At 70.2% G+C, this 26315-nt stretch carries 20 protein-coding genes and 1 pseudogene; 6 read left to right on the top strand and 15 right to left on the bottom strand.

What is annotated here, in order from left to right:
* The first annotated feature begins 28 nt into the window (after positions 1-28).
* Complete coding sequence (locus ACIRJP_RS02190; RefSeq protein WP_404167248.1) at positions 29-1165, top strand: aminoglycoside phosphotransferase family protein; 1137 nt, start codon at positions 29-31, stop codon at positions 1163-1165.
* A 65-nt stretch (positions 1166-1230) separates the two neighbouring features.
* On the opposite strand, the gene ACIRJP_RS02185 is transcribed toward ACIRJP_RS02190, so the two are convergent.
* The 6 genes from ACIRJP_RS02185 to ACIRJP_RS02160 all read right to left on the bottom strand — a co-directional run bounded on the left by ACIRJP_RS02185 (position 1231) and on the right by ACIRJP_RS02160 (position 9988).
* Complete coding sequence (locus ACIRJP_RS02185) at positions 1231-4326, bottom strand: ThuA domain-containing protein (protein WP_404167246.1); 3096 nt, start codon at positions 4324-4326, stop codon at positions 1231-1233.
* A gap of 86 nt (positions 4327-4412) precedes the next feature.
* Positions 4413-5285, bottom strand: a complete 873-nt coding sequence (locus tag ACIRJP_RS02180; RefSeq protein WP_404167244.1) for a sugar phosphate isomerase/epimerase family protein — start codon at positions 5283-5285, stop codon at positions 4413-4415.
* The gene (locus tag ACIRJP_RS02175; protein WP_404167639.1) at positions 5282-6490 is read right to left on the bottom strand and encodes an ABC transporter substrate-binding protein; all 1209 of its coding nucleotides are present in this window, start codon (positions 6488-6490) and stop codon (positions 5282-5284) included. Before ACIRJP_RS02175 ends, ACIRJP_RS02180 begins: the two co-directional genes overlap by 4 nt.
* A gap of 2 nt (positions 6491-6492) precedes the next feature.
* A complete protein-coding gene (locus tag ACIRJP_RS02170; RefSeq protein ID WP_404167242.1) occupies positions 6493-7497 on the bottom strand; it encodes an ABC transporter permease in 1005 nt (334 codons plus the stop codon).
* Positions 7494-8504: an ABC transporter permease gene (locus ACIRJP_RS02165; protein WP_404167240.1), complete on the bottom strand. Its 1011-nt coding sequence runs from the start codon at positions 8502-8504 to the stop codon at positions 7494-7496. Before ACIRJP_RS02165 ends, ACIRJP_RS02170 begins: the two co-directional genes overlap by 4 nt.
* Positions 8501-9988 carry a sugar ABC transporter ATP-binding protein gene (locus tag ACIRJP_RS02160; protein WP_404167238.1) on the bottom strand — a complete coding sequence of 496 codons (1488 nt, stop codon included), beginning with the start codon at positions 9986-9988 and terminating at the stop codon, positions 8501-8503. The genes ACIRJP_RS02165 and ACIRJP_RS02160 overlap by 4 nt, the downstream gene beginning before the upstream one ends.
* Positions 9989-10153: 165 nt before the next feature.
* On the opposite strand from ACIRJP_RS02160, the gene ACIRJP_RS02155 reads away from it, so the two are divergent.
* Positions 10154-11341 (top strand): ROK family protein, encoded by a 1188-nt coding sequence (locus ACIRJP_RS02155; protein WP_383713141.1) that lies wholly within the window; start codon positions 10154-10156, stop codon positions 11339-11341.
* A gap of 47 nt (positions 11342-11388) precedes the next feature.
* Here the strand turns inward: ACIRJP_RS02155 and ACIRJP_RS02150 are convergent, their stop codons facing one another.
* The gene (locus ACIRJP_RS02150) at positions 11389-11655 is read right to left on the bottom strand and encodes a hypothetical protein (RefSeq protein WP_404167236.1); all 267 of its coding nucleotides are present in this window, start codon (positions 11653-11655) and stop codon (positions 11389-11391) included.
* Positions 11656-11723: 68 nt separating this feature from the next.
* Positions 11724-13055 carry an N-acetylmuramoyl-L-alanine amidase gene (locus tag ACIRJP_RS02145; protein WP_404167234.1) on the bottom strand — a complete coding sequence of 444 codons (1332 nt, stop codon included), beginning with the start codon at positions 13053-13055 and terminating at the stop codon, positions 11724-11726.
* Positions 13056-13439: 384 nt separating this feature from the next.
* Here ACIRJP_RS02145 and ACIRJP_RS02140 point away from each other — a divergent pair, with 384 nt between their 5' ends.
* Positions 13440-15653 (top strand): germacradienol/geosmin synthase, encoded by a 2214-nt coding sequence (locus tag ACIRJP_RS02140; RefSeq protein ID WP_404167232.1) that lies wholly within the window; start codon positions 13440-13442, stop codon positions 15651-15653.
* Here ACIRJP_RS02140 and ACIRJP_RS02135 read toward each other — a convergent pair.
* Positions 15629-17863 carry a glycosyl hydrolase family 95 catalytic domain-containing protein gene (locus tag ACIRJP_RS02135; protein WP_404167637.1) on the bottom strand — a complete coding sequence of 745 codons (2235 nt, stop codon included), beginning with the start codon at positions 17861-17863 and terminating at the stop codon, positions 15629-15631. The two genes, ACIRJP_RS02140 and ACIRJP_RS02135, sit on opposite strands and share 25 nt — an antisense overlap.
* Positions 17864-18170: 307 nt before the next feature.
* The gene (locus ACIRJP_RS02130) at positions 18171-18671 is read right to left on the bottom strand and encodes a hypothetical protein (protein ID WP_018550733.1); all 501 of its coding nucleotides are present in this window, start codon (positions 18669-18671) and stop codon (positions 18171-18173) included.
* On the opposite strand from ACIRJP_RS02130, the gene ACIRJP_RS02125 reads away from it, so the two are divergent.
* Positions 18670-18906, top strand: a complete 237-nt coding sequence (locus ACIRJP_RS02125) for a hypothetical protein (protein WP_404167230.1) — start codon at positions 18670-18672, stop codon at positions 18904-18906. The genes ACIRJP_RS02130 and ACIRJP_RS02125 overlap by 2 nt on opposite strands.
* An 83-nt stretch (positions 18907-18989) precedes the next feature.
* Here ACIRJP_RS02125 and ACIRJP_RS02120 read toward each other — a convergent pair.
* The 5 genes and pseudogenes from ACIRJP_RS02120 to ACIRJP_RS02100 form a co-directional block, all read right to left on the bottom strand.
* Positions 18990-19231: pseudogene (locus tag ACIRJP_RS02120) on the bottom strand (DUF397 domain-containing protein).
* A 102-nt stretch (positions 19232-19333) separates the two neighbouring features.
* Complete coding sequence (locus ACIRJP_RS02115) at positions 19334-20500, bottom strand: thiolase domain-containing protein (RefSeq protein WP_404167228.1); 1167 nt, start codon at positions 20498-20500, stop codon at positions 19334-19336.
* Entirely contained in the window at positions 20493-21545 is a 1053-nt protein-coding gene (locus ACIRJP_RS02110) for a thiolase domain-containing protein (protein WP_404167226.1), read from the bottom strand. The genes ACIRJP_RS02115 and ACIRJP_RS02110 overlap by 8 nt, the downstream gene beginning before the upstream one ends.
* The gene (locus ACIRJP_RS02105) at positions 21546-22490 is read right to left on the bottom strand and encodes a Zn-ribbon domain-containing OB-fold protein (protein WP_404167224.1); all 945 of its coding nucleotides are present in this window, start codon (positions 22488-22490) and stop codon (positions 21546-21548) included.
* Between the two features lie 15 nt (positions 22491-22505).
* Positions 22506-23306 (bottom strand): crotonase/enoyl-CoA hydratase family protein, encoded by an 801-nt coding sequence (locus ACIRJP_RS02100; protein ID WP_404167222.1) that lies wholly within the window; start codon positions 23304-23306, stop codon positions 22506-22508.
* Positions 23307-23473: 167 nt separating this feature from the next.
* Here ACIRJP_RS02100 and ACIRJP_RS02095 point away from each other — a divergent pair, with 167 nt between their 5' ends.
* Both ACIRJP_RS02095 and ACIRJP_RS02090 read left to right on the top strand, forming a co-directional pair.
* Complete coding sequence (locus ACIRJP_RS02095) at positions 23474-25102, top strand: acyl-CoA synthetase (protein ID WP_404167220.1); 1629 nt, start codon at positions 23474-23476, stop codon at positions 25100-25102.
* Between the two features lie 135 nt (positions 25103-25237).
* A complete protein-coding gene (locus ACIRJP_RS02090; RefSeq protein ID WP_404167218.1) occupies positions 25238-26299 on the top strand; it encodes a nitrous oxide reductase family maturation protein NosD in 1062 nt (353 codons plus the stop codon).
* The last annotated feature ends 16 nt before the right edge of the window (positions 26300-26315 follow it).

Raw genomic sequence — 26315 nt, 5'->3', positions numbered from 1 at the left:
TCGGCGCACGAAGGGATCTGTCTCGCCCATGTACACAGCATCGTCCTCCGTGACCGCCCCGCCCCGGCCGCTCCGTCCCCTGGGGGCGGGCGGCGGTCCGTACCTCTCGCCGCACGCCGCTCCCCCGGCGCCCGGCACGGTCCGGCCGCGACGGCCGGCCGGGATGGTCGGCCCGCCGCTCAGCGGCCGGCTGGACCTGTCCGGCGCGCAGGGGGCGCAGCTGAGAATGGCGATCGCCTCGGTCCACCGGATCTGCCCCGAGTTCAACCCGGTCCAGGTGCTGCGTCGCAGCGGCCGTTCGGTGCTGCTGGTCGGCTCCACCGGCCGGGCGACCGCGGTCGCCAAGTGTTTACTGGACCACTCCCCCGCGTGGTCGGAGCGGTTCCGTCACGAAATAGGTGCATATCGTGCGTTCGTCCGGCACCGTCCGCCGGTGCGCGTGCCGCGTCTCATCGCGGCCGATCCGGAGAACTGCACCCTGGTGATCGAGCGGATGCCCGGCCGGGTGGCCGCGTTGACCCGGCATCCCTCGGAGGCGCCGCCCCGTGCCGATATCCGGTCCGCGCTGGGCGCGATCAGCGGGATCAACGCCTGGCGGCCGGCACCGGGGCTGTTCGACGCCCCGCTCGACTACGCCTCGCGGATCGCGCGCTATCACGAGCTGGGGCTCTTCACGGACCGGGATCTGGGCGATCTGCAGAAGCTGCTGCACGGCCTGGCGCACGCGGGCGGCCGGCAGGGCATGGGGCAGTTCTGCCACGGTGACGCACTGCTCTCCAACATCCTGCTGTCGCCCACGGGTCCGGTGCTCGTGGACTGGGAACACGCGGGCTGGTATCTGCCCGGCTACGACCTGGCGACGCTCTGGACGGTCCTCGGTGACGCACCGGCGGCGCGACGTCAGATCAGCCAGCTGGCGCAGGCCAACGGACCCGCCGCGCGGGACGCGTTCCTGGTGAACCTGATGCTGGTGCTGACCCGAGAGATCCGTACGTACGAGACGGCCGTCCAGCGGGCCATACGGGATTCGACGGCCTCTGGCGCCGGTCAGGAGCGCCCTGGTGCGCTGTCGTCGAGCGAGGAGCAGCGGCTGTTGCTGCGCCGGCTGCACGACGACTGCGCCATGGCCCGCAGGGCCGTACGTGCCGCGGTCGGCACCCGCTGACCCTGCCAGGGGGGTGCGTGCTGCGGGTCCGGTGCCGACATACCCGACCCGCAGCACGCCGAAGGTCAGGGGCTCTTGAAGTCCACCGCGTCCACGTCGAACGAGTTGTCCTGCGGGGACGTGAAGACGAGGTACAGCTTGTGGGTTCCCTTCAGTTCCTGGACGGGCACGGGCGGGGTTGCCTGGTAGTTGTCCCAGCCGCCCGTATTGGGGACCGGGGTGGTGGCGAGCAGCGGGCCGTCGGCAGAGTCCGCTCGGAGTTCGATCGCGCCGACCCCGTAGGGTGAGGACAGCCGGTAGCTGACCGTGCCGACGCCTTCGACGCTCATCGGGTTGAAGGCGACCCAGTCGCCGTCGGAGACGTCTCCGATCCGCTTGCCGTTCTCCGCTCCTTCCTGGGCGACGACGCGGGTGCCGGACTGGCCGTCGTAGTACTCGGCCTGCTTGTGCTTCGGCTGGAGCACGGCGCGGCCGTAGCCGGTCAGGGCCGAGACGCCGTCGCCGCCCTTGTCGGTGTACTTGGCGTTGAGTACGTAGGTGAGGTCCGCTCCTTCGGGATGGCCGCCCAGATCACCGGTGTCCACGGTGCCCTCGCAGCCGGGGATGTCGGTGGTGGGGTGCTCGTGGTCATCGTGGCCCAGGGCCGGGTTGACGGTGACCTTGGTGCAGTCGACCGGGCCGTCCTCGGGGTCGGAGACCGTGACCTTGTACGGGATCTTGTCGCCGAACTCGATGAGTTTGCCGCTGACGGGGAATTCGATGGTCACCTTGGGTGCCGTATTGCCCGCGGTGACGGGGATGTTGGCGTAGCCGGACTTGCCGGTGGAGTCGGTGACCTTCAGCTGGGCGGCGAAGTCGCCCTTGGCCGTGTAGGTGTGGCTGGGGGACGCCTCCGTGGAGTCGTAGGTACCGTCGCCGTCGAAGTCCCAGGCGTAACTGAGCGCGTCTCCGTCCGGGTCGTTGCTGCCCTCGCTGGAGAAGTCGACCTTCAGTGGCACGGGGCCGTCGGTTGCGGAGGCGGCGGCCTTGGCCACCGGAGCGCGCTGTCCCTGGGCGTAGTCGATGCGGTAGAGCCCGGAATCGTTGTTGCCGCCGCCGAACGAGCTGCCCCATTCGAGGACGTAGAGCGATCCGTCGGGCCCGAAGGTCATGTCCATCGGCTTGTTGAACTTCTGGGTGGAGAGGAAGTCATTGATCTTCAGGAGCTTCTGGTCCTTGTCGAAACGGAATTCCTTGACGTAGTTGCGTGACCACTCGTAGAAGAAGCTCGCGCCCTCGAAGTAGGCGGGGAACTTCGTGGTGGACGGGTTCTTCCCGTCGTAGTGGTAGACGGGGCCGCTCATCGGGGCGGAGCCGCCGCTGCCGACCTCGGGAAATTCCTCGGAGGCTCCGTAGCCGTACCAGATCTCCGGCTGCTGAATGGGCGGGAGATGGGTCAGGCCGGTGTTGTTGGGCGAGGGGTTGACCGGGTTGGCGCAGTCGAACTTGGGGCCGACTTCCTTGTTGTCGGGGTTGTAGGGGGCGTATGCCTGGTTGTTGCCGTGGCAGAACGGCCAGCCGAAGTTGCCGGCCTTCTTGATGACGTTGTACTCGACGAGGCCCTCGGGCCCTCGGTCGGTGGTGGGCAGTCCGCGGTCCGGGCCGTAGTCGGAGGCGTGGACGTAGCCCGTCTTGGGGTCGACGGTGAAGCGGAACGGGTTGCGGAAGCCCATCGCGTAGATCTCGGGGCGGGTCTTGGCGGTGCCGGGGGCGAAGAGGTTGCCCTTGGGGATGGTGTAGCCGCCGGAGTCCTTCGGCTTGATGCGCAGGATCTTGCCGCGCAGGTCGTTCGTGTTGCCCGCTGTTCGGGCGGCGTCCAGCATCTGCTTGCCCTCGCGCCAGTCGAGCGGGGCGTATCCCTGCCAGTTCGGGTCGAGGTTGGGCGGGGTGTCGTCGCCGACGCCGAGGTAGAGAGTGCGGCCGGGGCCGAACTCGACGGCGCCTGCGGTGTGTCCGGGCTCGGGGAAGCTGCGGTCGCGGTAGGCGGGGACGTCGAGGAGCTTCTTCTCGCTGGCGGGGTCGAGGGTGTTGCCCTTGACCGTGAAGCGGGAGAGCCGGTTGACGTCCTCGGTGGTGCCCGCGGGGGCGTAGTAGAGGTAGATCCAGTGGTTCTTCATGAAGTCCGGGTCGAGCTCCATGCCGACCAGGCCGTCCTCGCCGCCGGTGTAGACGTCGAGCTTTCCGGCGGTGGTGGTGGCGTGGGTCGCCGGGTCGTAGATGTTGATCTCGCCGCTGCGCTGGACGTAGAAGACCCGTCCGTCCTTGGCGACGTCGAGTTCCATCGGGTCCGCGGTGTTGTCGTCCAGCGCGACCTTCTCGTAGCCGCTCCAGACGGTGCCGCCGCAGTCGCCGGGCTTGTTGCCGGCGGCCCACCTGACGCCGCCCATGACGTGGGCACGGAAGGCGGCTTCGCTGTACGAGGCGGTGTCGTGGCCCATGGCGGTCGCCCAGACCCGGCCGCCCTCGGTGTTGCGGCACCAGGAGATCGGGTGGTCGGCGCCCATGGCGGAGCCGCCGGGGTTGTACGTGGTCTCGTCGGCGGTGACCAGGACGTGGACGTCGCCGCGGGGGTTCCGGTCGAAGTTGTACCACTCCTCGGGGCGCTCCCAGCGTTCGGGGAGTCCCGCGGTGGAGGGGTGGACGCGGTCGGCGACCTTGGCGGTGCCCTGGAGGACACCGGGTGAGTGGGCGGGCATGTGGACGCCGCCGTTGATGGCCTCGTCCCACCAGGGGAAGGTTTCCTCGATGCCCATGTCGAGGGTGTTGTGGAGGGCGACGACGCCGCCACCGCCACGTACGTAGGCCTGCATCGCCTCGCGCTGGGCGTCGGTGTCCCAGACCATGCCGGAGTTCTGCAGCATGACGACGACGTCGAAGTCCTTGAGCTTCGCCGTGTCGAAGACCGCGGGGTCGGCGGTCTCGACGAGCTCGAAGCCGCCCGCGGCGGCCTCCTCCTTGAACATCTGGATGCCGGCCGGGATGGAGGCGTGCACATAGCCGACGTCACGGGTGAAGAGCAGGGCGCGGAAGGCGGGTGCATTGCCGGTGGTGGCTGCGGACGCGGGCAGTGCGGTCAGCGCTAGGAGCAGTGCGCCCACCAGAGCGATGAACGTACGTGTCATGTCACGGACATGACAGCGCAATCCGTGATGGCTCACGAGCGGGTCCTCTCTGCGGGTTACTGACGGACGAGCGGGCAGGGGGTGGATCACGGGACGGCGCTCAGGGCCTGGCGCAGGAAGGCCAGGCCGTCGGTGGCGATGCTGTCCTGGGTGCCGGCGAGCGGCCGCCAGACCGAGGCTGCGACCGCGATGGCGTCGTTGTGCGCGGTGAACGACTCGATGCAGAGCGGACCCCGGTAGCCGCACGTGGCGAGCGCGGCGAGGAAGCCGGGCCAGTCGAGACTGTCGGCGCCGGGGGTGCCCCGGTCGTTGGCGCACACCTGGACGTGGACCATGCGGCCCGCCGCGCGGTGCACGGCGTCGGGCAGCGAACGTTCCTCGATGTTCTGGTGGTATACGTCGAGCGCGAGGCCGATGGTGCTCTCGGGGAGCCCGGTCAGCGCTTCGAGGGTCTGGTCCACGGTGTTGAGCAGGCTCGTCTCGTACCGGTTGAGGGGTTCCACCGCGAGCCGCACGCCCGCCGCGCGGGCATGCTGGACGACCGGGGCGAGGTTCTCCCGCAACTCCTCGTACGCGGCGGCACGTTCGGCGCGGTCCATCCGCCAGGTGCGGCCCACCGCCGCGTACATGGGTCCGGCGACGGTGGGGGCGCCGAGGGCCTCGGCGGCGTCGACGCACCGGTACAGGTAGTCCTGGGTGACCCGGACGGTCCGCGGTTCGGTGCGGACGAGGTCGCGGCCCGGCGGCATGACGGCGATCACCGCGGCGGGGGCGAGACCGGAGGCGTCGAGGAGCTTGGCCACCGATGCGGGCGCCCAGTCCCGTTCGTTCTCCAACGGGATCTCGACGCAGTCGAAGCCCCACGCGGACAGCTTCGGCAGCACGTCACCGAGCGTTTCGTAGGTCACCGGCGAGTGCCAGATCCACGGGTTGGCACCGATCGGGAAGGCGACGCTCACTTCTTGCCTCCCCATTTCTCCGGGAATCCGGGCAGGTTCTCGCAGCCGCACATCGCGTAGTGCAGGGGCGGCATGCCGGGCTTGTAGTACTGGCCGAGGGTGTCCTGGGTGACGGTGGGCTGCGGGAGCTTCCACTCCTTGGGGACCTGCTGCCCCTTGAGGATCCTCAGTGCGGCAATGACCGGTGTGCGCCACTGGAAGGTGGGGTACGAGGGGGCGATCGCGGTGAGCTTCTTCTCCTTCCATGCCTGGAGGAAGTCCTGCTGGTCCTCGCCGGTGATGGGCGGTACGTCCCGGCCCGCGTCCTCGAAGGCTTCGACGGCGGCGACGGAGGTCGCTCCGGAGTCCATCCAGACACCGTCGATGTCGCCGTTGCGGGTGAGGGCGTCGGTGACGATCGCCTTGGTCTTGGCCGGGTCGCCGTCGGTGAACTTCACGTCCACTACGTCGAGTCCGCTCCTGTCGAACGCGAGCTTCGCCGCGGACCAGCGGGTCTCCAGCACATCGACGCCGGGGGAGATCCGCAGGGCGAGGACCTTCCCCTTGGGCTTCACCTTCCCGACGAGAAAATCGGCGGCGACCGCCCCGTATCCGTAGCCGCCGATCGGGTTGATGAAGGTGACCGCGCAGTCGGTCTCGACGCCCCGGTCGAAGACGATCACCGGCACCTTGCCGCAGGCCTGCTCGACGGCGGGGGTGAGGGTGGCCGTGGTGTTCGGGGAGACGATCAGGGCGTCGCAGTCCCGGCCGGCGAGCTCCTGGATGTCGGAGATCTGTTTGTCGTCCTTGCCCTGCGCGTCGAGAACGGTGAACTCGGTGATCTCCTTGTGGAGTGCGGCCTCGGCCCGCATGTTCTTGAGGCCGACCTGACGCCAGGGGTTGAAGACCCCGGCGTTGGAGAAGCAGAGGTGGATTCCGCCGGAGCCCTCCTTCTTGTACTGACCGGTGTCGACGAGCTCCGGGCGGAGCATCTGCTCCCACGGCTTTCCGGCGGGCCCTTGCGGGGTGACCTCGGCGAGGCCGAGCTGACGGTCGTACTCGGCCCGGTCGAAGAACTCCGACTGCTTGCCGGTGCCCCGGTCGCCCGTGCCGCCGCTCGCTCCGGCAGTGGGCGCGTCAGGCGGTGCGTCGCTGGTGCAGCCCGCGAGCAGGGCCGCACCGAGCAGGGCGGCGACCGGCGCGAGGAGGTGTCCGAGCTTTCGCATACTCATGAGGTTTTCGCTCCCGGGAATCGGTTGCCGCGGCGGCGCAGCCGGGACCAGTCGGCTGCGCCGATGGCGACTGCGGCGATGACGATGACGCCTTGCACGGTCGATTCCAGTGCGCCGGAGACGCCCTGGAGGTTGAGCAGGGTGAACAGTGCCTGGAGCGAGAACGCCCCGGCCATCGCCGCGACGACGGAGCCCCGGCCGCCGCCCAGCACCACGCCGCCCAGGACGACGGCGGTGATCGCTTCGAACTCGTAGCCGCGGCCGGCCTGTGCCGAAACCCCGGAGAACCCGCCGACGAGCACCGCCGCCAGCGCGGCCGCGACGCCGGAGAGTACGAAGGCGATGTTCCGGGCGCGTGCGACCCGGACGCCGGCCAGCGCCGCGGCACGTTCGCTGTCGCCGGTGGCCAGCAGCGTACGGCCGAAGTCGGAACGCATCAGGCGTACGGCCAGCAGTCCCGCGACGACGCAGGCGAGTACGGCCCACGGCAGCCAGCCGAACGCGGTGCCGCGACCGAGCCTGCGAAACTCCGCGGGCAGGGAGCCGTGGGGCGAACCGCCGGTCCAGAAGAAGACGGCGCCTTCGAGGATCAGCATCATGCCGAGCGTGGTGATGAACGACGGCACGCGCAGCAGGGTGGTGATCAGTCCGCTGACGAGTCCGGCGAGGGCTCCGGCGAGCAGCAGGACCGCGGTGACCAGGAGCCAGGGTGCGGCCGGGAACGATCCGTACAGTTCGGCGGCGACGACCACGCCGGCGGTGACGATCGCTCCGACGGAGAGGTCGAACTCGCCGCAGACGATGACCAGGTACTGACCGGCGGCCAGGATGACGAGGGGGGCGGCGCGCTTGACGAAGGCGAGGAGGCGGTCGGGTTCGTAGAAGCCGGGGTCGGTGAGTGCGAGGGCGGCCAGCAGCACCACGAGCAGGAGGTACACGGGTGTGCCGGTCGTGAGGGCGCGTCGTGCGCGGCGGCCGGCCGGCGCCTGGGCGGTGGTCATGCGGTCCGCTCCTTCGGGGTGCGGCGGCCTCGGGCGTAGAGGGCGACGGCCGCGATGATGACGGCGCCCCGGACGACGTTCTTGAAGAACGGGTCCACGGACAGCTGGTTGAAGACGCTGTCGAGCACGGCGAGGACGAGTACTCCGCCGAGGGTGCCCGCCACTCCCCCGCGCCCGCCGGCGAGCGCGGTGCCGCCGAGGACGACGGCGGCGATGGACTCCAGGTCGTAGCGGGCCTCCGTGCCCGCCCAGGGAGCGCCGGCGCCGAGCCGTGCGGCGAGGAAGAGGGCCGCCGCGCCGACACAGAGCGAGCACAGCAGGTGTGCGGTCACGACGGTGCGCCGGGTGCGGACGCCGGAGAGCCGGGCGGCGTGCTCGTCGCCGCCGGTCGCGTACATGTGGTGGCCGAGCCGGGTGCGCCGGGTGATCAGCCAGAGGGCGGCGGCGACCGCGAGGAGGAGGAAGAGGGAGACGGGGACCGGTCCGATCCGGTCGTAGCCGAGGTGCTGGAAGGAGGCGGGAACCTTGCCGGCGGGGCCGGTGTAGTTGTCCTCGATCCAGCCGCGCAGGATGAAGGCGGTGCCGAGGGTGGCGATGAAGGCGTTGACCTTGAGGCCGGTGACGATCAGCCCGTTGGCCAGGCCGACGGTGGCGCTGAGGGCGAGGACGGCGATGACCGCGACGAGCACGCTGCCGCTCTCCATCGTCTCCGCGGCGACGAGGGTGCCCAGGCCGATGAGGTAGACGACGGAGAGGTCGAGCGATCCGGTGAGGATGACGACGGACTGGCCGACGGCCACGAGGCCGAGGGCGACGCAGTTCTGAAGGATCGTCACCACGTTGGTCACGGTCAGGAAGTCCCCGCCGCGGGCCGCGACGGTGATCCAGCCGAGCACGGTGACGGCGAGAGCGGCCAGCCAGACCCCGGCCACCGGGCCGGTGAGGCGGGCCGTCCGGGGCGGGGCGGTGCGGGGCCGGGTTTCGAGGCCGGGCCGGAGTGCGGTCATGCTGCTCCCTCCGTGGCGGGGCCGCCGCCGGTGGCGATGCGCATGACCGCCTCTTCCGTGGCTCCGGCGGGCAGTTCGCCGGCGAGGCGGCCTTCGGACATGACGAGGACGCGGTCGCTCATGCCGATCAGTTCGGGCAGTTCGCAGGAGATGATGAGTACGGCGAGGCCCTCGCCGGCCAGTTCCCGTACCAGGGTGTGGATGGCCGCCTTGGCGCCGACGTCGACGCCTCGGGTCGGTTCGTCGAAGAGAAGCACCCGGGGGGCGGCGGCGAGCCACTTGGCGATGACGACCTTCTGCTGGTTGCCGCCGGACAGGTACTGGACCTGCTGGTCCTCGCTGTGGGCGTGGAGGCGTACGCGCTCCAGCAGCGCGGTCACCTCACGGCGCGCGGCCGGTCCGCCGCGAGCGGGGACCGCGCGGGTCACGAGCAGCGCGTTGTCGGCCACGGACTGGTGCAGTGCGAGGCCCTCTCCCTTGCGGTCCTCGGTGACCAGAGCGATCCCGGCCCGGACGGCTTCCCGGGGGTTCGCCGGGCGCAACGGCTCCCCGCCGACAGTCATGGTGCCCGTGGTGAACGGGGCGGCGCCGAACAGGGCGCGGGCCAGGGAGGTCCGGCCGGAGCCCTGGAGTCCGGCGATGCCGACGACCTCGCCGGCCCGCAGGGTCAGATCGATGCCGCGGATCCTGGAGTTGCCGCCGCCGCGCACCGTGAGCCGCTTCTCGCCGAGCTCTCCCGGCCCGGCCCGGGGCGGGTAGTAGGCGCCGAGCTCCCGTCCCACCATGGCGCGCACCACCGTGTCGGCGTCGGTTTCGCGGGTGGTGAGCGTGGTGACGCGGCGGCCGTCCTTGAGGACGGTGATGCGCTGCGAGAGTTCGAAGACCTCGCGGAGCCGGTGCGAGATGTACAGGATGCCGATTCCGCGGGCGGTCAGGCGGCGCACGAGAGCGCCGAGCCGCTCGACCTCGTGGTCGGCGAGTGCGGCGGTGGGCTCGTCCATCACCAGGATGCGGACGTCCGATGCGAGGGCCTTGACGATCTCCACGGTCTGCCGGCGTGCGACGGACAGCTCGTGGACGGGGGTGCGCGGGGTGATGCCGGTCTCGCCGAGTTCGGCCAGGAGTTCGGCGGTGCGCCGCTCCATGGCGCGCCGGTCGACCAGGCCGTACCTGGTCGGTTCGCGGCCGAGGAAGACGTTCTCGGCGACCGTGCGGTGCGTCAGGAGCGCGAACTCCTGGTGGATGATGCCGACCCCGGCGGCCTGGGCCTGGGCCGGGTGGCTGAAGGAGTGGGCGGTGCCGTCGATGGTGAGGGTCCCCTCGTCGGGTAGGTGCTCGCCCGCGAGGATCTTCATGAGTGTCGACTTCCCGGCGCCGTTCTCCCCCACCAGGGCATGCACTTCCCCGGCTTCGAGGTCGAGCCCCACCCCATCGAGCACACGCACCCCGAGGAAGCTCTTGGACACACCCTGCATCGTCAGCATAGAACTGCTCCTCGCTCAGTGGTCTGCAGAGCAGAGTCGTGACAGGGATTGGGAGTGTCAAGGTCTCAAGCACCTTTGATTTCGGGTTACTTGGCATGCACTTACGCCGATGAACGAACAGTTGATGCCTTGTGAGCAGCGAAAGTCGTCCCTAGGGTGACTGCCATGTCTTCGCCGTCGGATCGCAATTCCGCTGCCGTGTCGCACTCGCCCGGCGAGGTGCTCGCGCTGATCGGTTCGGGTGCGGTCGCCACCCGTGCCGACATCGCCCGGGTGACCGGAATGGCCCGCTCGACCGTCTCCCAGCGAGTGGACGCGTTGATCGCGCACGGTCTCGTGGACGAGGACGCCGACGGCGGCTCCACCGGCGGCCGGCCGCCGAGACGGCTGGCGCTGCGCACCCGCGAGCACGCGGTGGCCGGGGTGGATCTGGGGGCCTCGCACTGCCGCGTGGCGCTGATGGACATCGGCGGGACCACGCTCGCTTCGCACGAGGAACCGCTGCTGATCGGGGACGGCCCGGATTCCGTGCTGCGGCATGTGGAACGCACCGTGCGGGCACTGCTGGAGGAGACGGGCCGGGAGCCGAGGACGCTGCGGTCCATCGGTGTCGGAGTGCCGGGTCCGGTGGAGTTCTCCACCGGCCGTCCGGTCGATCCACCGATCATGCCGGGCTGGCACCAGTACCCGATCCCGGAGTTCTTCGCCTCCCGCTTCGGGGTGCGGGCGCTGGTCGACAACGATGTGAACGTGATGGCTCTGGGCGAGCAGCGGCGCGCGTTCCCGGACTGCCGCTATCTGCTGTACATCAAGGTCGGTACGGGGATCGGCTGCGGGATCGTCGCCGACGGCAAGCTGCACCGGGGCGCGCAGGGGTGCGCGGGCGACATCGGCCATATCCGGGTCGGTGACCTCGACGATCCCTGCCGGTGCGGCAATTCGGGCTGCCTGGAGGCCGTCGCGGGCGGTGCGTCACTGGCGGCGAAGCTGGTAGCGCTGGGGCTGGACGCGACGTCGGGCAGTGACGTCGTGCGCCTGGTGCGGTCCGGGAACCGGGACGCGGTGCGGATGGTGCGGGAGGCCGGGCGGGCGGTGGGCGAGGTCCTTGCCGGTCTGGTGAATTTCTTCAACCCGGACACGGTGGTGATGGGCGGCGCCCTGGCGGCCGTGCACGATCAGTTGCTCGCGGGGGTCCGGGAGGCGGTGTACCGGCGCTCGCATCCGCTGGCCACCCAGTTGCTGCGGATCGAGCCGAGCCGTACCGGCGAGAACGCGGCCGCGGTGGGGGCGGGCATCCTCGCGATCGAGCACGCGCTGTCTCCCGCGCAGGTGAACCGGCTGGTCGCGGGGTGAGCACGGGTGCCCCTCCGCGCGGAGGGGCACCCGTCACGCGTGGGCGGTCACGCCGGAGTCATCAGGTCCCACCGGGCCTCGAACAACACGCACCGGTACTGCGCCCAGCTCCCGTCGGCGACGCCCGCGTCCCCGGCCGCGACACACTCCTGCTGGGTGCCGAACGAGCCGGAGACGTCCCAGCCCTGCGCCCCGGACTCGGAAGCGGCGGCCGAGGCCGTGGCGACGGTGACGGCGGCCGGGGCGACGGTGAGTGCGAGCGCCATGGCGATGCCCGCGGCCGCGGTGGCGGCGGTCCTGGTCGGTTTGTACATGAAGTCCTCCTTCTCGGCTGTACGGATTCCCGGCGTCCCGTCGCCGCTGCGACGGCCCCGGCGCGGTCTCAGCGGGTGCGCACGACGTCCACGTCGGACGCCTTCACGAAGGCGATCCGGTGGCCGATCTGCACCGTCACGTACTTCTCCTCACCGCGGAAGTACGCGTGGTCGAGCGGGTACGAGGAGTCGATGGTCGGCGCGTAGAAGAATCCCGTCGGCGCCTCGCCGCCACCGGGGTAGGACTGCCCGGCCTTGATCTTGTACTGGAGCGGCGCGCCCACCCTCTTGTCCGCGAAGTCCGCGGGGTACTCGGACTTCTCCGGGTACGCGACCCCGTACACCGGGACGTCCGTGCGGCCGGCCTTCGGCCTGACGACGTAGCCGGAGGTCGGGGTGGTGTTGCCGCTGCGGGCCGGGGTCTCGAACCACGCCTTCTGGCCGTACCACCAGATCGCCGTCCAGCCGGGGGCATGGTCCGCGACGACGGCCTGCTGGGTGGCGCTGATCTTGCTGCCCCAGTCGGCGGCGCAGTTCGTGCCGGGCGAGCCGTCGGTGTGGAGGCCGGGGTCGGAGAAGAGGGGCGCGTCGGCGGACGGCGCGGTGTGCAGCGGGACGGCGCTGGAGCCCTGGACCGGCAGGTCGACGCCCTTCTCGCAGTCGCGGAAGGCCTGCTGGTTCTTCTTGAAGTCCGGGCTGAGGGTGATCAGTTCGCTGCTCTTGGGTGCGCTCGGCACGATGGGCTTGCCGAGCAGCTTCATGAAGCGGTTCCAGTCCCAGTACGTGCCCGGGTCCCAGTGCATGTTCCTGGTGCCGGACGCACTGGTGGGCGGCACTCCGTCGTGGCCGATGATGTGCTGGCGGTCGAGCGGTATGTCGTACTTGGCGGCGAGGTAGCGCACCAGCTTGGCGGTCGAACGGTACATCTCGGGGGTGTACCACTTGGCGCCCTCGACGGCGACGCCCTCCTGCTCGATGCCGATGGAGTGGCTGTTGACGTACCAGTTGCCGGCCTGCCAGGCGACGTCCTTGCCCTTGACCATCTGTGTGACATGGCCGTCGCCCGAGCGCACGACATAGTGGGCGGAGGCCTGCTTCAGCGGGTTCTGGAAGATCTTCAGGGTGGTGTCGAAGTCTTCCTCGGTGTCGTGCAGAACGATGAATCTGATCTTGTTGGTGTGCGGCCGGTCCGCGGTGTCGTAGTTCCCGTACGTCTCCTTGTCGGCCGGGTCGCCCGTCTGCTGATAGGCCGCCGGCACCCAGTCGCACGAGAGGCTGCGCGGGCATTCCGGTCGCACCCCGTCCGCACCGGCCTGCGCCACGGGGCTGAGCAGCGCCATGCTCAGTGCGCCGACACCTGTCAGCGCGATTGCGAGTCCGGTCCTCTGCTTGGAGGTCATGACAACCCTTCCTGGAGCCGTGCGTGATGGAGCCGTGCGTGTTCCGATCTCACTGATCCGCTGTGCGCGCACACTCTCCGACCTGAGATGACAGCGCGTCAAGGGATCCGTGGGGGTCGCGGATCGAGCCAGTGGACCAGACCACTGGCAGGGTGTCCGACCTGCGAAGGAAAGTTTCAACCGGGCACCTTGGATGGCCTGTTGTCCCGGTCTCGGACAACGTACGGACGACCGGCGGAGCACACCCAAGACCCGCCCATGCTCATGCCTTTTATGTGACTAATCCCGAATGTGCGTGCCTCGAACGGACGAAGGGTAGTGCTCGCGCCGACACGATCACGTCCGCGCGAGCTCCGCGCGGCGACCCAGAAAGGCCGTACGCACATGGCTCAGCCCTTCACCCTGCCGGACTTCTACGTTCCGCATCCGGCGCGGCTCAACGCCCATGTCGAGGAGGCCCGGGTACACACCAAGGAGTGGGCGCGCAGCATAGGGATGGTGGAGGGTTCGGGCATCTGGGAGGAGAAGGACATCGACTCCCACGACTACGCGCTGCTGTGTGCGTACACCCATCCCGACTGCTCGGCCGAGGCGCTTTCCCTGGTCACCGACTGGTACGTGTGGGTCTTCTTCTTCGACGACCACTTCCTGGAGCTCTTCAAACGCAACCCCGACCGCGAGGGCGCCAAGCGCTATCTGGACCGGTTGCCGGCGTTCATGCCGATGGACCGCGGGGCCCCGATGCCTGAGCCGGCCAATCCGGTCGAGGCGGGGCTGGCCGATCTGTGGACGCGTACGGTGCCAAGCATGTCCGATGCCTGGCGGGCGAGGTTCGCCGTGGCGACGGAGAACCTGCTCAACGAATCGCTGTGGGAGCTCTCCAACATCAACGAGGGGCGCATCGCGAACCCGGTCGAGTACATCGAGATGCGCCGCAAGGTGGGCGGCGCCCCGTGGTCGGCGGGTCTCGTGGAGTACGCGGCGGGCGCCGAGGTCCCCGAGGCGGTGGCCGACGAGCGTGCGCTGCGGGTGCTGCGCGACGCCTTCTCCGACGCCGTGCATCTGCGCAACGACCTCTTCTCGTACCAGCGGGAGGTGGAGGACGAGGGCGAGAACAGCAATGGTGTGCTCGTCCTGGAGCACTTCCTGGGCTGTTCCACGCAGGAGGCCGCCGATGCGGTGAACGACCTTCTGACGTCCCGTCTCCAGCAGTTCGAGAACACCGCGCTCACCGAACTCGGCCCGCTCTGCGCCCAGAAGGGGCTCGGCCCTGCGCTGACCGCGGCGGTACTCGCGTACGTCAAGGGCCTGCAGGACTGGCAGTCCGGCGGCCATGAGTGGCACATGCGCTCCAGCCGCTACATGAACGACGGCGCGGTCGAAGCGGCCACCACCGGCTTCGGGATGGCCGCGGCGTCGATCCGGTTCACCCCGCGCTCGGAGACGGCCCGGCTGCGCAGCCACACCCACGTGCCCCACCAGCGCGTCGGCCCGTCGCTGGTGCCCGAGATCGAACTGCCCTTCGGCACGACGCTCAACCCGCATCTGGCCGGAGCGCGGGTCCGCATCGTCGGCTGGGCGAGCCGGATGGGAATTCTGGAGGCGCAGCCGGGGGTGCCCGGTTCGCACATCTGGGACGAGGCGCGGCTCCTCGCGGCGGATCTGCCACTGTGCGCGGCAGGGCTGCACCCGGACGCCACACCGCAGGAGCTGGACCTCTCCTCGCAGTGGCTGACCTGGGGTACCTACGGCGACGACTGGTTCCCGGTGGTACACGGGCGGGCCCGCGATCTGGCGGGCGCCAAGCTCGCCAACGAGCGGCTGTCGCTGTTCATGCCGCTGGACGGGGCAGGGACACCCGAGCCGGTCAACGCCCTGGAGCGGGGGCTCGCCGATCTCTGGACGCGGACCTCGGCCCCGATGGACGCGAGCGGGCGCCGCGCGTTCCGCACGTCGGTCGAGGACATGACCGCCAGCTGGGTGTGGGAGCTGGCGAACCAGGCGCAGAACCGCATCCCGGACCCGGTGGACTACATCGAGATGCGGCGCATGACCTTCGGCTCCGACCTCACGATGAGCCTGTGCCGACTGGGCCATGGCAGGAAGGTTCCGCCGGAGATCTACCGCAGCGGGCCGCTGCGCTCCCTGGAGAACGCGGCGGCGGACTACGCGTGTCTGCTCAACGACCTGTTCTCGTACCAGAAGGAGATCGAGTTCGAGGGCGAGGTGCACAACGGCGTCCTGGTCGTGCAGAACTTCTTCGGGGTGGACTATCCGACCGGGGTGGCGATCGTGCACGACCTGATGAATTCGCGGCTGAGGCAGTTCCTGCACGTCGCCGAGCAGGAACTCCCGGTGCTCTGCGACGACTTCGGGCTGGACGCAAAGGCCCGTGAGGTCCTGGCCGGGTACGTGCAGGAGCTGAAGCACTGGATCGCGGGCATCCTGATCTGGCACCGGGACTGCCGGCGCTACCGGGAGCAGGATCTGCTGCGCGGCTCCGGCACCCCGTGGCACCTCAGCGGTCCCACGGGGCTCGGTGTGTCGGCGGCGCGGGTGACCGCGCTGTTCGCTCAGCCCTCGGCGGTCAGCGTGTAGCGGCCTCCGGCACGCGCCTTGAAGACCTTCTCGCCGCTCGCGAACAGCGAGCTGCGGACGGTCACTTCGCGGGTGCGGCCCGCCGTGATCACCACACGGCGGGCCTGCCCGGCGGCCCATTCGATGTCGACGGTGAAGCCGCCCCTGGCGCGCAGTCCGCGCACCGATCCGTCCGGCCAGCCCGAGGGGAGTGCGGGGAGGATGTCGACGGTGTCGTGCTGGCTCTGCAGCAGCATTTCGGCGATGCCGGAGGTGGCGCCGAAGTTGCCGTCGATCTGGAAGGGCGGGTGGGTGTCCCAGAGGTTGGGCAGGGTGGAGTTCTTCAGCTGTTCGGCGAGCATCCGGTGGGCGTGGTCACCGTCGCGCAGCCGCGCCCAGAAGTTGATCTTCCACGCCTTCGACCAGCCGGTGCCGCCGTCGCCGCGCGCCCCGAGGGAGACCTCGGCCGCTTCGGCCCACTTGCTGCCGGGTTCGATCTGCCGCCCGGGGTGCAGGGCGAAGAGGTGCGAGACATGGCGGTGGTCGTCGGCCGGGTCGTCGCGGTCGGTCTTCCACTCCTGGAGCTGCCCCCACGACCCGATCCGCAGTCCGGGGTCGAGCCGGCCGAGGGCGGTCTCCAGCCTGCCCCGGAAGGCCGGTGTGTCGCCGAGAGTCCGGGCGGCCTCCAGGGTGTTGGTGAGGAGGTCGTGCACGATCTGCTGGGACATCGCGGCACCGGCGGTGAAGTCGCCGTGCTCGGGTGAGTAGCTGGGGGTGACGACGAGCAGTCCGTCCCGCGGGTCGGTGCGCAGATTGGCCAGCCAGAATTCGGACGCCTCCTTCATCGCCGGGTAGGCGGTGGAGCGCAGGTAGTCGGTGGATCCGCTGAACCGGTAGTGCTCGTACATCTGCTGGGTGAGCCAGGCGGCCGCTTCCGGGAACCAGAAGGCGGTGGACCAGTCGTGGACGCCGGTGAAGCCGTACGGGTTGGTCTCGTTGTGCACCACCCAGCCGGCGGTCCCGAACATCTCCTTCGCCGTCCTGCGCCCGGGGACGCGCATCGCCTCGATGTAGCGGTCGTACGGTGCGGTGGTCTCGGCGAGGTTGGTGACCTCGGCGAGCCAGTAGTTCATCTGCAGATTGATGTTGCTGTGGTAGTCGGCGGACCAGGGCGGGGTGGTCGAGTTGTTCCACACGCCCTGGAGGTTGGCGGGCAGCGAGCCGGCCCGTGAGGAGGCGATCAGCAGATAGCGGCCGTACTGGAAGAACAGCGCCTCCAGGGCCCGGTCGGCGGGGCTCGTCCCGCCCGTGTAGGCGGCGAGCAGCCGGTCGGTGGGCAGGTCGGGCAGTTCCTGGCCGATGTCGAGGACGACCCGGTCGAAGAGAGCGCGGTGGTCGCGCACATGGGTGTCGCGGACCTTCTCGTACGAGGTCCGGGCGGCGAGGTCCACGGCGGCGGTGACCGCGGTGTGCGGGTCCTCGCCCCGGTAGGCGGGGTAGCTGTCGGCGTAGTCGGTGCCCGCGGCGAGGAAGAACCAGGCGCTGTCGGCGCCGGTGACGGTGAGGGTGCCGTCCGTGCCCGCGGTGACTGTGCCGCCGCTGGTCCGGACACGGATCTGGGCCTCGAAGCGCAGACCGTTGTCCTTCAGGGCGCCGCGTACGGTGAGCCGGTCCCGGTCGGCGGTGACGGTGCAGTCGCTGCGGGGCGAGGTGTAGCGCAGGGTGAAGGAGACCTGTCCCGGGCGGTCGGCGCCGAGGCGGCCCGCGATGACCCGGCCCGGGTGGGATACGAAGAACTCCCTTGTGTGCCTGGCCTCTTGGTGGGTGTAGGTCACGGCGGCGAGGGCGTTGCGCAGGTCGAGGGTGCGGCGGTAGGAGGCGTCGGGGGCGGCCGGGGCGTTCGGCAGGTCCAGTCTCAGGTCGCCGAAAACCTGGTAGGCGCCGTAGCCGCGGCGCGGCTGCCCGAGTTCGGCGGCGACGGTGTCCGGACCGAGAGCGCCCTGACTGTCGAGGCGCTGCTGTACGTCGGCGAGGGCGCCGGGTCTGGGAGCGGTCCAGTTCCCGAAGTCGTAGCCCTGGGCGGAGCCGGGGCCGCCGGTCCACAGGGTCTTCTCGTTGAAGGTGAGCTGCTCGGAGGCGAGTGTCCCGAACACGCTCGCGCCGAGGGCACCGCCGCCGATGGGCAGCGACTCGCGCTCCCAGCCCGCGGCCGGCGCGTCGTACCGGAGCATTGGCTCCGCCTGTTTCTTCGAGTCGGCGGCTCCCACCGATTCATCGGAGGTACCGGCAGCAGCAGCCGTGCCGGAAAGGGCAGGGATTCCCAGTGCCAGCGCACCGGTTGCCCCTATTGCTGTCTTCACGGTGGTACGTCGCGTGATCCCGGATGTCATGCGGCCGACGGTAAAGGTCCGACGACTGGCCCGACAAGGAGCATGACAAAGCGGCCTCTTGGACGGAGGCCGCGAGCACTTGGACGGATCTCGGGAGATGCGCCCCGCAGCCGCCCGGTATGTGCGGCTGCCGACGAGCGGTGCGAAGTCAGCCCTGCTGGAAAAGCTCGGCGGGCAGCGGCTTGAGCAGGGTGTACAGGTCGTCGGTGATCGGCCGGTCCCAGCTGGCGATGGTGACCAGCACACCGTCGCTGCGGTCGAACTGGACGCAGGAGATCCGGCTCTCGGAGAGCTTGACGCGGCGCACGATCAGCAGGTTGTCGCCCTGCATGACGGGCATGTCCTCCGTGCCGGTGACCTCGACCGGCTCGTCGTTCTCCAGCGCGAGCAGCAGTTGGGCGACCTCGAACGGGACCTGTCCCTCCTCGGTCTCCCGGGCGGGCGAACCCTCCGGGAGGTTGCCGATGATCATCGCGGGGCCGCGGCCGCCGAACAGGTCGTAGCGCAGGAAGACGCCCTGACAGCTTCCGTCAGGCGCGGGCAGCAGACCCGCGCCGAGGTTTCCGGGCCAGTCCCCCGGGTCCATGGCCAGGACGTCGAAGTCGGGGCCCGCGGGTGTGGCGGCGCTACGGCGGCGGAGGAAGGACATGCAGACATGTTACGTGTCCGGGCTCACCTTGCGGAGCCGGGTCCGCGCAGGCCGGGGCGCCGAAGCCTACGCGGCCCGGCTGCGGGGAGGATTCCGCGGCCGGGGGCCGGCCCCGGCCGCGGTCCGCCCCCGGCTGGGTCCGAAGATCACGTTCACCGCCCGCAGCGACCGCGCCACCCACGGTGTGCGGGCCCCGGCGGCTGCGTTCCGCCCCGCCGTGCCGCCGATCGGGTGATCACGGGTCGAGGGGGCGCGGTCCACAGCCCCGGCCCCCGCCCCCGGTCCCGGAGCCGCGTCATGTCACGTCACGGCGCGCCTTCAGGTGAGATCGAACTCGCCCTCGCGGGCGTTCACCACGAAGCGCGCCATTCGGCCGGGGTGAAGACGATCGACGGGCTGCCGGGTTTCCCCGCGTTGCGCATCGCGATGAATCCCTCGACGAAGGCGATCTGGACGTCCCCTGCGCTCTGACTGCCCGACATCCACTGCGCGTTACTGAGGTCGAGATCCGGCTTGTCCCAGCCCGCGAAGCGGTGCTGGGCCGTGGTGCGCTCCGCCACGTCGGCTCCTCCCACTTGTCGTCCCGGGCCAAAGGGTAGTCACCCCCGGCGGTCCCGGACAGGGCGCGAAGGGGGCTTCCGCCGGCCCGGGACCGACCGGTGTCAGCTGCTGGGCGGCTCGGCTCCGACCAGCCACATGGAGAAGAACTGCGCCCCGCCCCCGTAGGCGTGGCCGAGCGCCTTCCGGGCCCCCGCCACCTGGTGTTCGCCCGCCTGCCCACGTACCTGCAACGCGGCCTCGGCGAAGCGGATCATGCCGGAGGCGCCGATGGGATTGGTGGAGAGCACGCCGCCCGACGGGTTCACCGGCAGGTCGCCGTCGAGTTCGGTGACGCCGGACTCGGTGAGCTTCCAGCCCTCCCCTTCGTCGGCGAAGCCCAGGTTCTCCAGCCACATCGGCTCGTACCAGGAGAAGGGCACATACATCTCCACGGCGTCGATCTCGCGCCGCGGGTCGCTGATGCCCGCCTGCCGGTACACATCGGCGGCGCAGTCGCGGCCCGCCCGCGGCGAGACGAAGTCCTTTCCCGCGAAGAGGGTCGGCTCGCTGCGCATCGCGCCGCCGTGCACCCAGGCGGGCGGTTGCGGCGAACGGGCCGCCCCGGCCCGGTCGGTGAGGACCATCGCGCAGGCCCCGTCGGAGGACGGGCAGGTCTCCGAATAGCGGATCGGGTCCCAGAGCATCGGTGCCGAGCGGACCTTTTCCAGGGTGATGTCGGGGTCGTGGATGTGCGCATAGGGATTCTTGAGTGCGTTGCGGCGGTCCTTGTACGCAACGAGGGATCCCACCGTGTCCGGCGCCCCGGTCCGGCGCATGTACGCCCGTACGTGCGGGGCGAAGAAGCCGCCCGCTCCGGCCAGTAGCGGCTGCTGGAACGGGATGGGCAGCGAGAGCCCCCACATGGCGTTGGACTCGGACTGTTTCTCGAAGGCGAGTGTGAGGACGGTGCGGTGCACCCGCGCGGAGACCAGATTGGCGGCGACCAGCGCGGTGGAACCGCCGACCGAGCCCGCGGTGTGCACCCGGAGCATCGGTTTGCCGACCGCGCCGAGGGCGTCGGCCAGATAGAGCTCCGGCATCATCAGGCCCTCGAAGAAGTCGGGGGCCTTGCCGATGACGACGGCGTCGATGTCCGCCCAGGTCAGGGCCGCGTCCTCCAGTGCACGGACGGCGGCCTCGCGGACGAGTCCGGCGATGGAGACGTCCCGGCGTGCGGCTACGTGCTTCGTCTGGCCGATACCTACGACGGCCACGGGCTCCTCAGGCATGAGCGCTCTCCCCTTCGAGGACGGCGACCAGGTTCTGCTGGAGGCAGGGCCCGGAGGTGGCGTGGGCGAGTGCCCTGTCGGACTCGCCGCGGTGGATGCGGGCAGCGGCCTCGCCGAGGCGGATCAGCCCGGCGGCCATGACGGGGTTGGCGGCGAGCGCGCCGCCGGACGGGTTGACGTCGACGCTTTCGTCGAGTCGGAGCGCCTTGCGCAGCACCACCTCCTGGGAGGTGAACGGGGCGTGCAACTCGGCGGTGTCCACGGGCCGTTCGAAGGCCCCGGCGCGGGTCGCGGCGAGCCGGGTGGACGGTGAGTCGGTCAGCTCCCGCACACCGAGGGAGTGGGCCTCGATGCGGTGGTCGATGCCCCGGATCCAGGCGGGGCGGGGGCACAGGGCCCGTGCGGTGTCACCGGCGGCGAGGATCACGGCGGCGGCGCCGTCGCCGACCGGCGGGCAGTCGCCGGTGCGCAGTGGCCGTACGACGTAGTCGCCGGCCGGGACCGCTCCCGTGAGCTGGGCGTGCGGGTTGTCCGCCGCGGCGGCCCGGCTGCGGTGGGCGATCGCGGCGAGGGCCGTCTCGTCCGTGTCGCCCGCGTCGATCAGCGCCTGGGCCTGGAGGGCGGCGAGCGCCACGGAGTCCGGCCAGAGCGGGCCGACGTAGTACGGGTCGAGCTGGCGGGTGAGGACGTCACGCACCTCGCCGGGCGAGGACTTTCCGTAGGAGTAGACGAGCGCGGTGTCCGCCTGGCCGGTCTGTATCTTCACCCAGGCCTCGTACAGCGCCCAGGCCCCGTCCATCTCCACGTGGGACTCTGAGATCGGCGGGTTGGCGCCGACGCCGTCGAGCGCCATGGTGAAGGAGAAGGCCCGGCCCGCGAGGTAGTCGCTGGAGCCGGAGCAGGTGAAGCCGATGTCGCCGGCCCTGAGCCCGGTCGCGTCGAGGACCTGGTGGAGGACGGGCATCAGTATCTCGACTTCGGAGAGTTCGTCGGTCTGCCGCAGATGGTCGGTCTGCGCGAAGGCGACGATCGCCACGTCTCGCATCTAGAGCAGCTCCTTGTACGCGTCGTAGTCGGCGTCGGGCTCGCCGGTCGGCCGGTAGTGGTCGGGGTGCCGCCCTCCCTCGGTCCAGACGGGTTCGACGCGCAGGCCCATGCGGACCTGGTCGTACGGGATGCCGCCGATCCGGGCGTGCAGGGCGAGGTCCGCGCCGTCGAGCGCGATGTGTGCGTAGACGTAGGGGACTTCGATGTCCAGGTTCTTGGCCTTGATGTTGACGATGCAGAACGTGGTCACGGTGCCGCGCGGGCCGACCTCGACCCGTTCGGTGGTGGCGACGCCGCAGGTGGGGCAGGCGCCGCGGGGCGGTACGTACACCTTGTGGCAGGACGGGCAGCGCTCGCCGACGATGTGCTGCCGGGAGAGTGCGTCGAGGTACGCGCTCTGGGCGCGGCCGGGGGTGTACCGGTAGTCGAGCCGGGCCGGGGTGACGATGCCGGTGACGGGGTCGGTGAACTCCCCGTCGTGCGGGGTCGATTGCCTGGTGTCATCGCCGTCGTACGGCTCGAAGCAGGCGATGTCGGTGATCGCTCCGGTGCGTTCGGCGGCCCAGCGGATCCGTACCCGCATGCCGCTGCGCACGGCGTCGGGGCCGGGGGCGTCGAGGGCGTGCAGCAGTGCGGTGTCGGCGCCGTCGAGCCGGACCAGGACCCAGGCGAATGGGGTGGCGAGGGGCTGGGCGGGACGGGGTGCGGGGTTCCAGGCCCAGGTGGTGACGGTGCCGGTGGCGGCGACCTCGGTCATTTCGCGGATTTCCTCCGCGGTGACAGGGTCGTACTCGACGGGCGGGACCAGGACCTTTCCCCCGGCGGTGCTCACGCCGAGGACGGTGCGTTCGCGCAGTCCGGTGAGGAAGGCGCTCTGGACGGGCCCCAGGGAGCGGGTGAAGGGGAATTCGACCACCAGCGGTGCACTGAGGGTTTCGGGCACGGTTGACTCCTCGGCTCAGGCGCGCCGGTAGACGGGCGGGCGCTTCTCGGCGAAGGCGCGGGCGCCTTCCTTGGCGTCTTCGGTCGCGAACACCGGCCAGCCGCGCTTCAGTTCGGCGGCCAGTCCCTCGGTCTCGGTCATCTCCGCGGTCTCGTACACGGACGCCTTGACGGCTTCGACGGCGAGCGGTCCGCAGGCGTTGATCCGTTCGGCGACGGCGTGGGCCTCCTCCAGCGCCGTGCCGTCGGGGACGACCCGGCCGATCAGCCCGATTCCGGCCGCCTCCTCGGCGCTGTAAGCACGTCCGGTGAGGAGCATTTCGAGCGCGTGCGTCCGGGCGATCTGGCGCGGCAGCCGGACCGTCGACCCGCCGATGGGGAAGAGACCGCGCTGCACCTCGAAGAGCCCGAAGGTGGCGCCCGCCCCGGCGATCCGGATGTCGGTGCCCTGGAGGATCTCGGTGCCGCCCGCGACGCAGTGACCCTCCACGGCGGCGATGACCGGTTTGCGGGGGCGGTGGTGGCGCAGCATCGCCTTCCAGTGCAGATCGGGGTCGGCGGCCATCCGGTCCCGGTACTGTTCGCCCTCCATTCCCTTGCCCGCCAGGGCCTTGAGGTCCATGCCGGCGCAGAAGCAGCCGCCCGCGCCGGTGAGAACCACCGAGCGGATCGTCTCGTCCTCGTCCGCCGCCAGCCAGCCGTCGTAGAGCCCGACCAGCATCGGCAGCGACAGGGCGTTCTTCGCCTCCGGCCTGTTCAGGGTGAGCACCAGTGTGGCGCCCTCGCGCCGCATGACGAGGTGTTCCGTACCACCCATTGTCCGCCTCCCGTCTAAAGACCTAGAACAGGTTGCAGTAGGTGGTGGTCCAGTTCAATAGTTTTCTGACAGCCAGTCAGATTTCCTCGGCGGCACCCCTTCCCAGTTGCGCCTCCCGGCGCTCTAATGACCGCCGAGCCAGTCAGATTCCGGGGTCAGGAGGAACGGTGGAGTACAACCTTGCCGACCTGTTCGAGTCGGTCGTCGACGCGGTCCCGGAACGCGAGGCGCTCGTCTACGTCGACCATCCCGGCACGGGCGCGGAGCGCCGGCTGACGTACGCGGAGCTGGACGCGGCGGCCAACCGCCTGGCCCACCATCTGATCGAGGCTGGCATCACTCCGGGCGAGCATCTGGGGCTGCACCTCTACAACGGGGTGGAGTACCTCCAGACCGTGCTGGCCTGCCTGAAGGCCCGAATCGTTCCCGTCAACGTGAACTACCGTTATGTGGAAGAGGAGTTGATCTACCTCTACCGTGACGCGGATCTGGCCGCGCTGGTCTTCGACGCCGAGTTCGACGAACGGGTGGCGGCCGCCGCACCGAAGGCCCCCGGCCTGCGCCATCTCGTACGGGTGGGGGTGCCGGGGGCGGGGGTGCGCGGCCCGGACGCCGTCGCCTTCACCGATGCCGAGGCGTCCGGCAGCCCGGAGCGCGGTTTCCCGCCGCGGTCACCCGACGACCAGTTCATCATCTACACCGGCGGCACCACCGGAATGCCCAAGGGTGTGATGTGGCGCCAGGAGGACCTATTCTTCTCCGGCCTCGGCGGGGGCGCGCCCACCGGTGAGCCGGTGAAGTCACCGCAGGAGCTGGCCGAGCGGGTCGCCGCGGGCGGTGAGGGGATCACCTTCTTCCCCACTCCGCCGCTGATGCACGGCACCTCGACGCTCACCGCGTTCATCGGTTTCAACTTCGGGCAGCGGGTCGTGGTCCACCGCAAGTTCGTGCCCGAGGAGGTGCTCCGTACGATCGAGAAGGAGAAGGTCACCAGTGTGTCGCTGGTGGGCGACGCGATGCTGCGGCCGCTGATCGACGCACTGAAGGGCCCACTGAAGGGCACCGACTGCTCCGCGATGTTCTCGGTGTCCAGTTCGGGCGCGATCATGTCGGACTCGGTGCGCGCCGAATTCCAGGAACTGGTGCCGACGGTGATGCTGCTGAACAACTTCGGCTCGTCGGAGTCCGGGTTCAACGGCACGGCGACCGCCGACTCCGGGCCGGAGAACGGGTTCCGGCTCCGGGTCAACTCCCGTACGGCGGTAGTCGATCCGGCGACGTACGAGCCGGTGGCTCCGGGTGAGCCGGGACGGATCGCCCAGCGCGGGCACGTGCCGCTCGGCTACTACAACGACCCCGGCAAGACCGCGGAGACCTTCTTCCGGCGGGGCGACGAGCGATGGGTCCTGCTCGGGGACATGGCGACGGTCGACGAGGAGGGCATCGTCACGGTCCTCGGCCGCGGTTCGCAGTGCATCAACACCGGCGGCGAGAAGGTGTACCCCGAGGAGGTCGAGCAGGCGTTGAAGGCCCACCCGGACGTGTACGACGCACTGGTCGCCGCGGTGCCCGACGAACGGTGGGGCAACCGTGTCGCGGCGGTGGTGCAGCTGCGCGAGGGGGCGGCCGAGCCCACGCTCGACGACCTCCAGGCCCACTGCCGGACCCGGCTCGCGGGCTACAAGATCCCCCGCCGGCTGGTGATCACCCACCGGATCCAGCGCTCGCCCAGCGGCAAGGCCGACTACCGGTGGGCCCGCTCGGTCGCCGCACCGCGGCCCGGATCCGGGGAGTGAGGGCGGGTCCGGCCGCGCGGGCGAACCGGGCCCGGTCACCGAGCGGCGGAGCCCGCGTCACCCATTCGGGCACCCTCCGGACCCATCCGCTCACCCTATGTGGCAACAGAGGGAGATCGCCCATAGTTTCGCCTCATGAAGAAACGAAACATCAGGGCTTTTGTCCCGATCCTGGCACTCTCAGCCGCTGGGTGTGGAATGTCCTCCGCCTCGGCCACGGACTCGCACGAGGTCCGTCCGGGCCAGTCGATCCAGAAAGCGGTGGACGCCGCCCAGCCGGGTGACACCATCGTCCTGCTGCCCGGCACGTACCGGGAGAGCGTCCTGGTCAGCAAGCCCGACCTGACCCTGCGCGGCGCCGGCAGCAAGACCGTGATCCGGCCGGCCGAGGCGGGCACGAAGGCCACCGACGCCTGCGCGAAGGCCGGCAGCGGAATCTGCGTCCAGGGCCGGTCGGGCAAGACCGTGGACGGCGTCCGCATCGAATCGCTGACCTTGTCCGGGTTCAAGAAGAACGGCGTCTGGGCCTCCTGGACCGACCGGCTGACCGTCCGCCGGGTCACCTCCGAGCACAACGGTGTCTGGGGCATCGCCCAGGAACGCTCCACCCGCGGCGCGTTCATCGGCAACACCGCCCGTGCCAACGGCGACGCCGGCATCTTCGTCGCGAACACCGTCGACAAGGAGGGCGGCGCCACCGACACCCGGGGCACCGAGGTCCGGGACAACGCGCTGAAGGACAACCGGATCGGATTCACCGCCAGGCGGGTCCGGAACCTGTCGGTCCACGACAACAGCGTCTCCGGCAACTGCACCGGTGTGTTCGTCGTGGGCGACGAAGGAAAGCCGCAGGCCGGCGCCATGACCATCGAGTCCAACGAGATCACCGGCAACAACAAGTTCTGCTCCGCGACCGAACGGCTTTCGGCCCTCCAGGGCTCCGGCCTCGTGCTCACCGGCGCCGCGGACACCAAGGTGCGCTCGAACACCATCCGCGACAACTCCGGCGCCACCCCGATGTCCGGCGGCGTCGTCCTGTTCAAGAGCTTCGTGGGCACGAAGAACAACGGCAACACCATCAGCGGCAACGTCGTGCTCGGTAACAAGCCGGCCGACCTCGCCAATGGGGACACCGGCAAGGGCAACACCTTCGCCGACAACGTCTGCGCCAAGTCCGCACCGGCCGGCATGTGCTGACCGGTGCACCCCCGCA

The sequence above is a fragment of the Streptomyces sp. NPDC102437 genome (genome assembly GCF_044765565.1).
In the GTDB taxonomy this organism is placed as follows: Bacteria; Actinomycetota; Actinomycetes; order Streptomycetales; family Streptomycetaceae; genus Streptomyces.
This window is presented reverse-complemented; position numbering and strand designations above follow the sequence as displayed.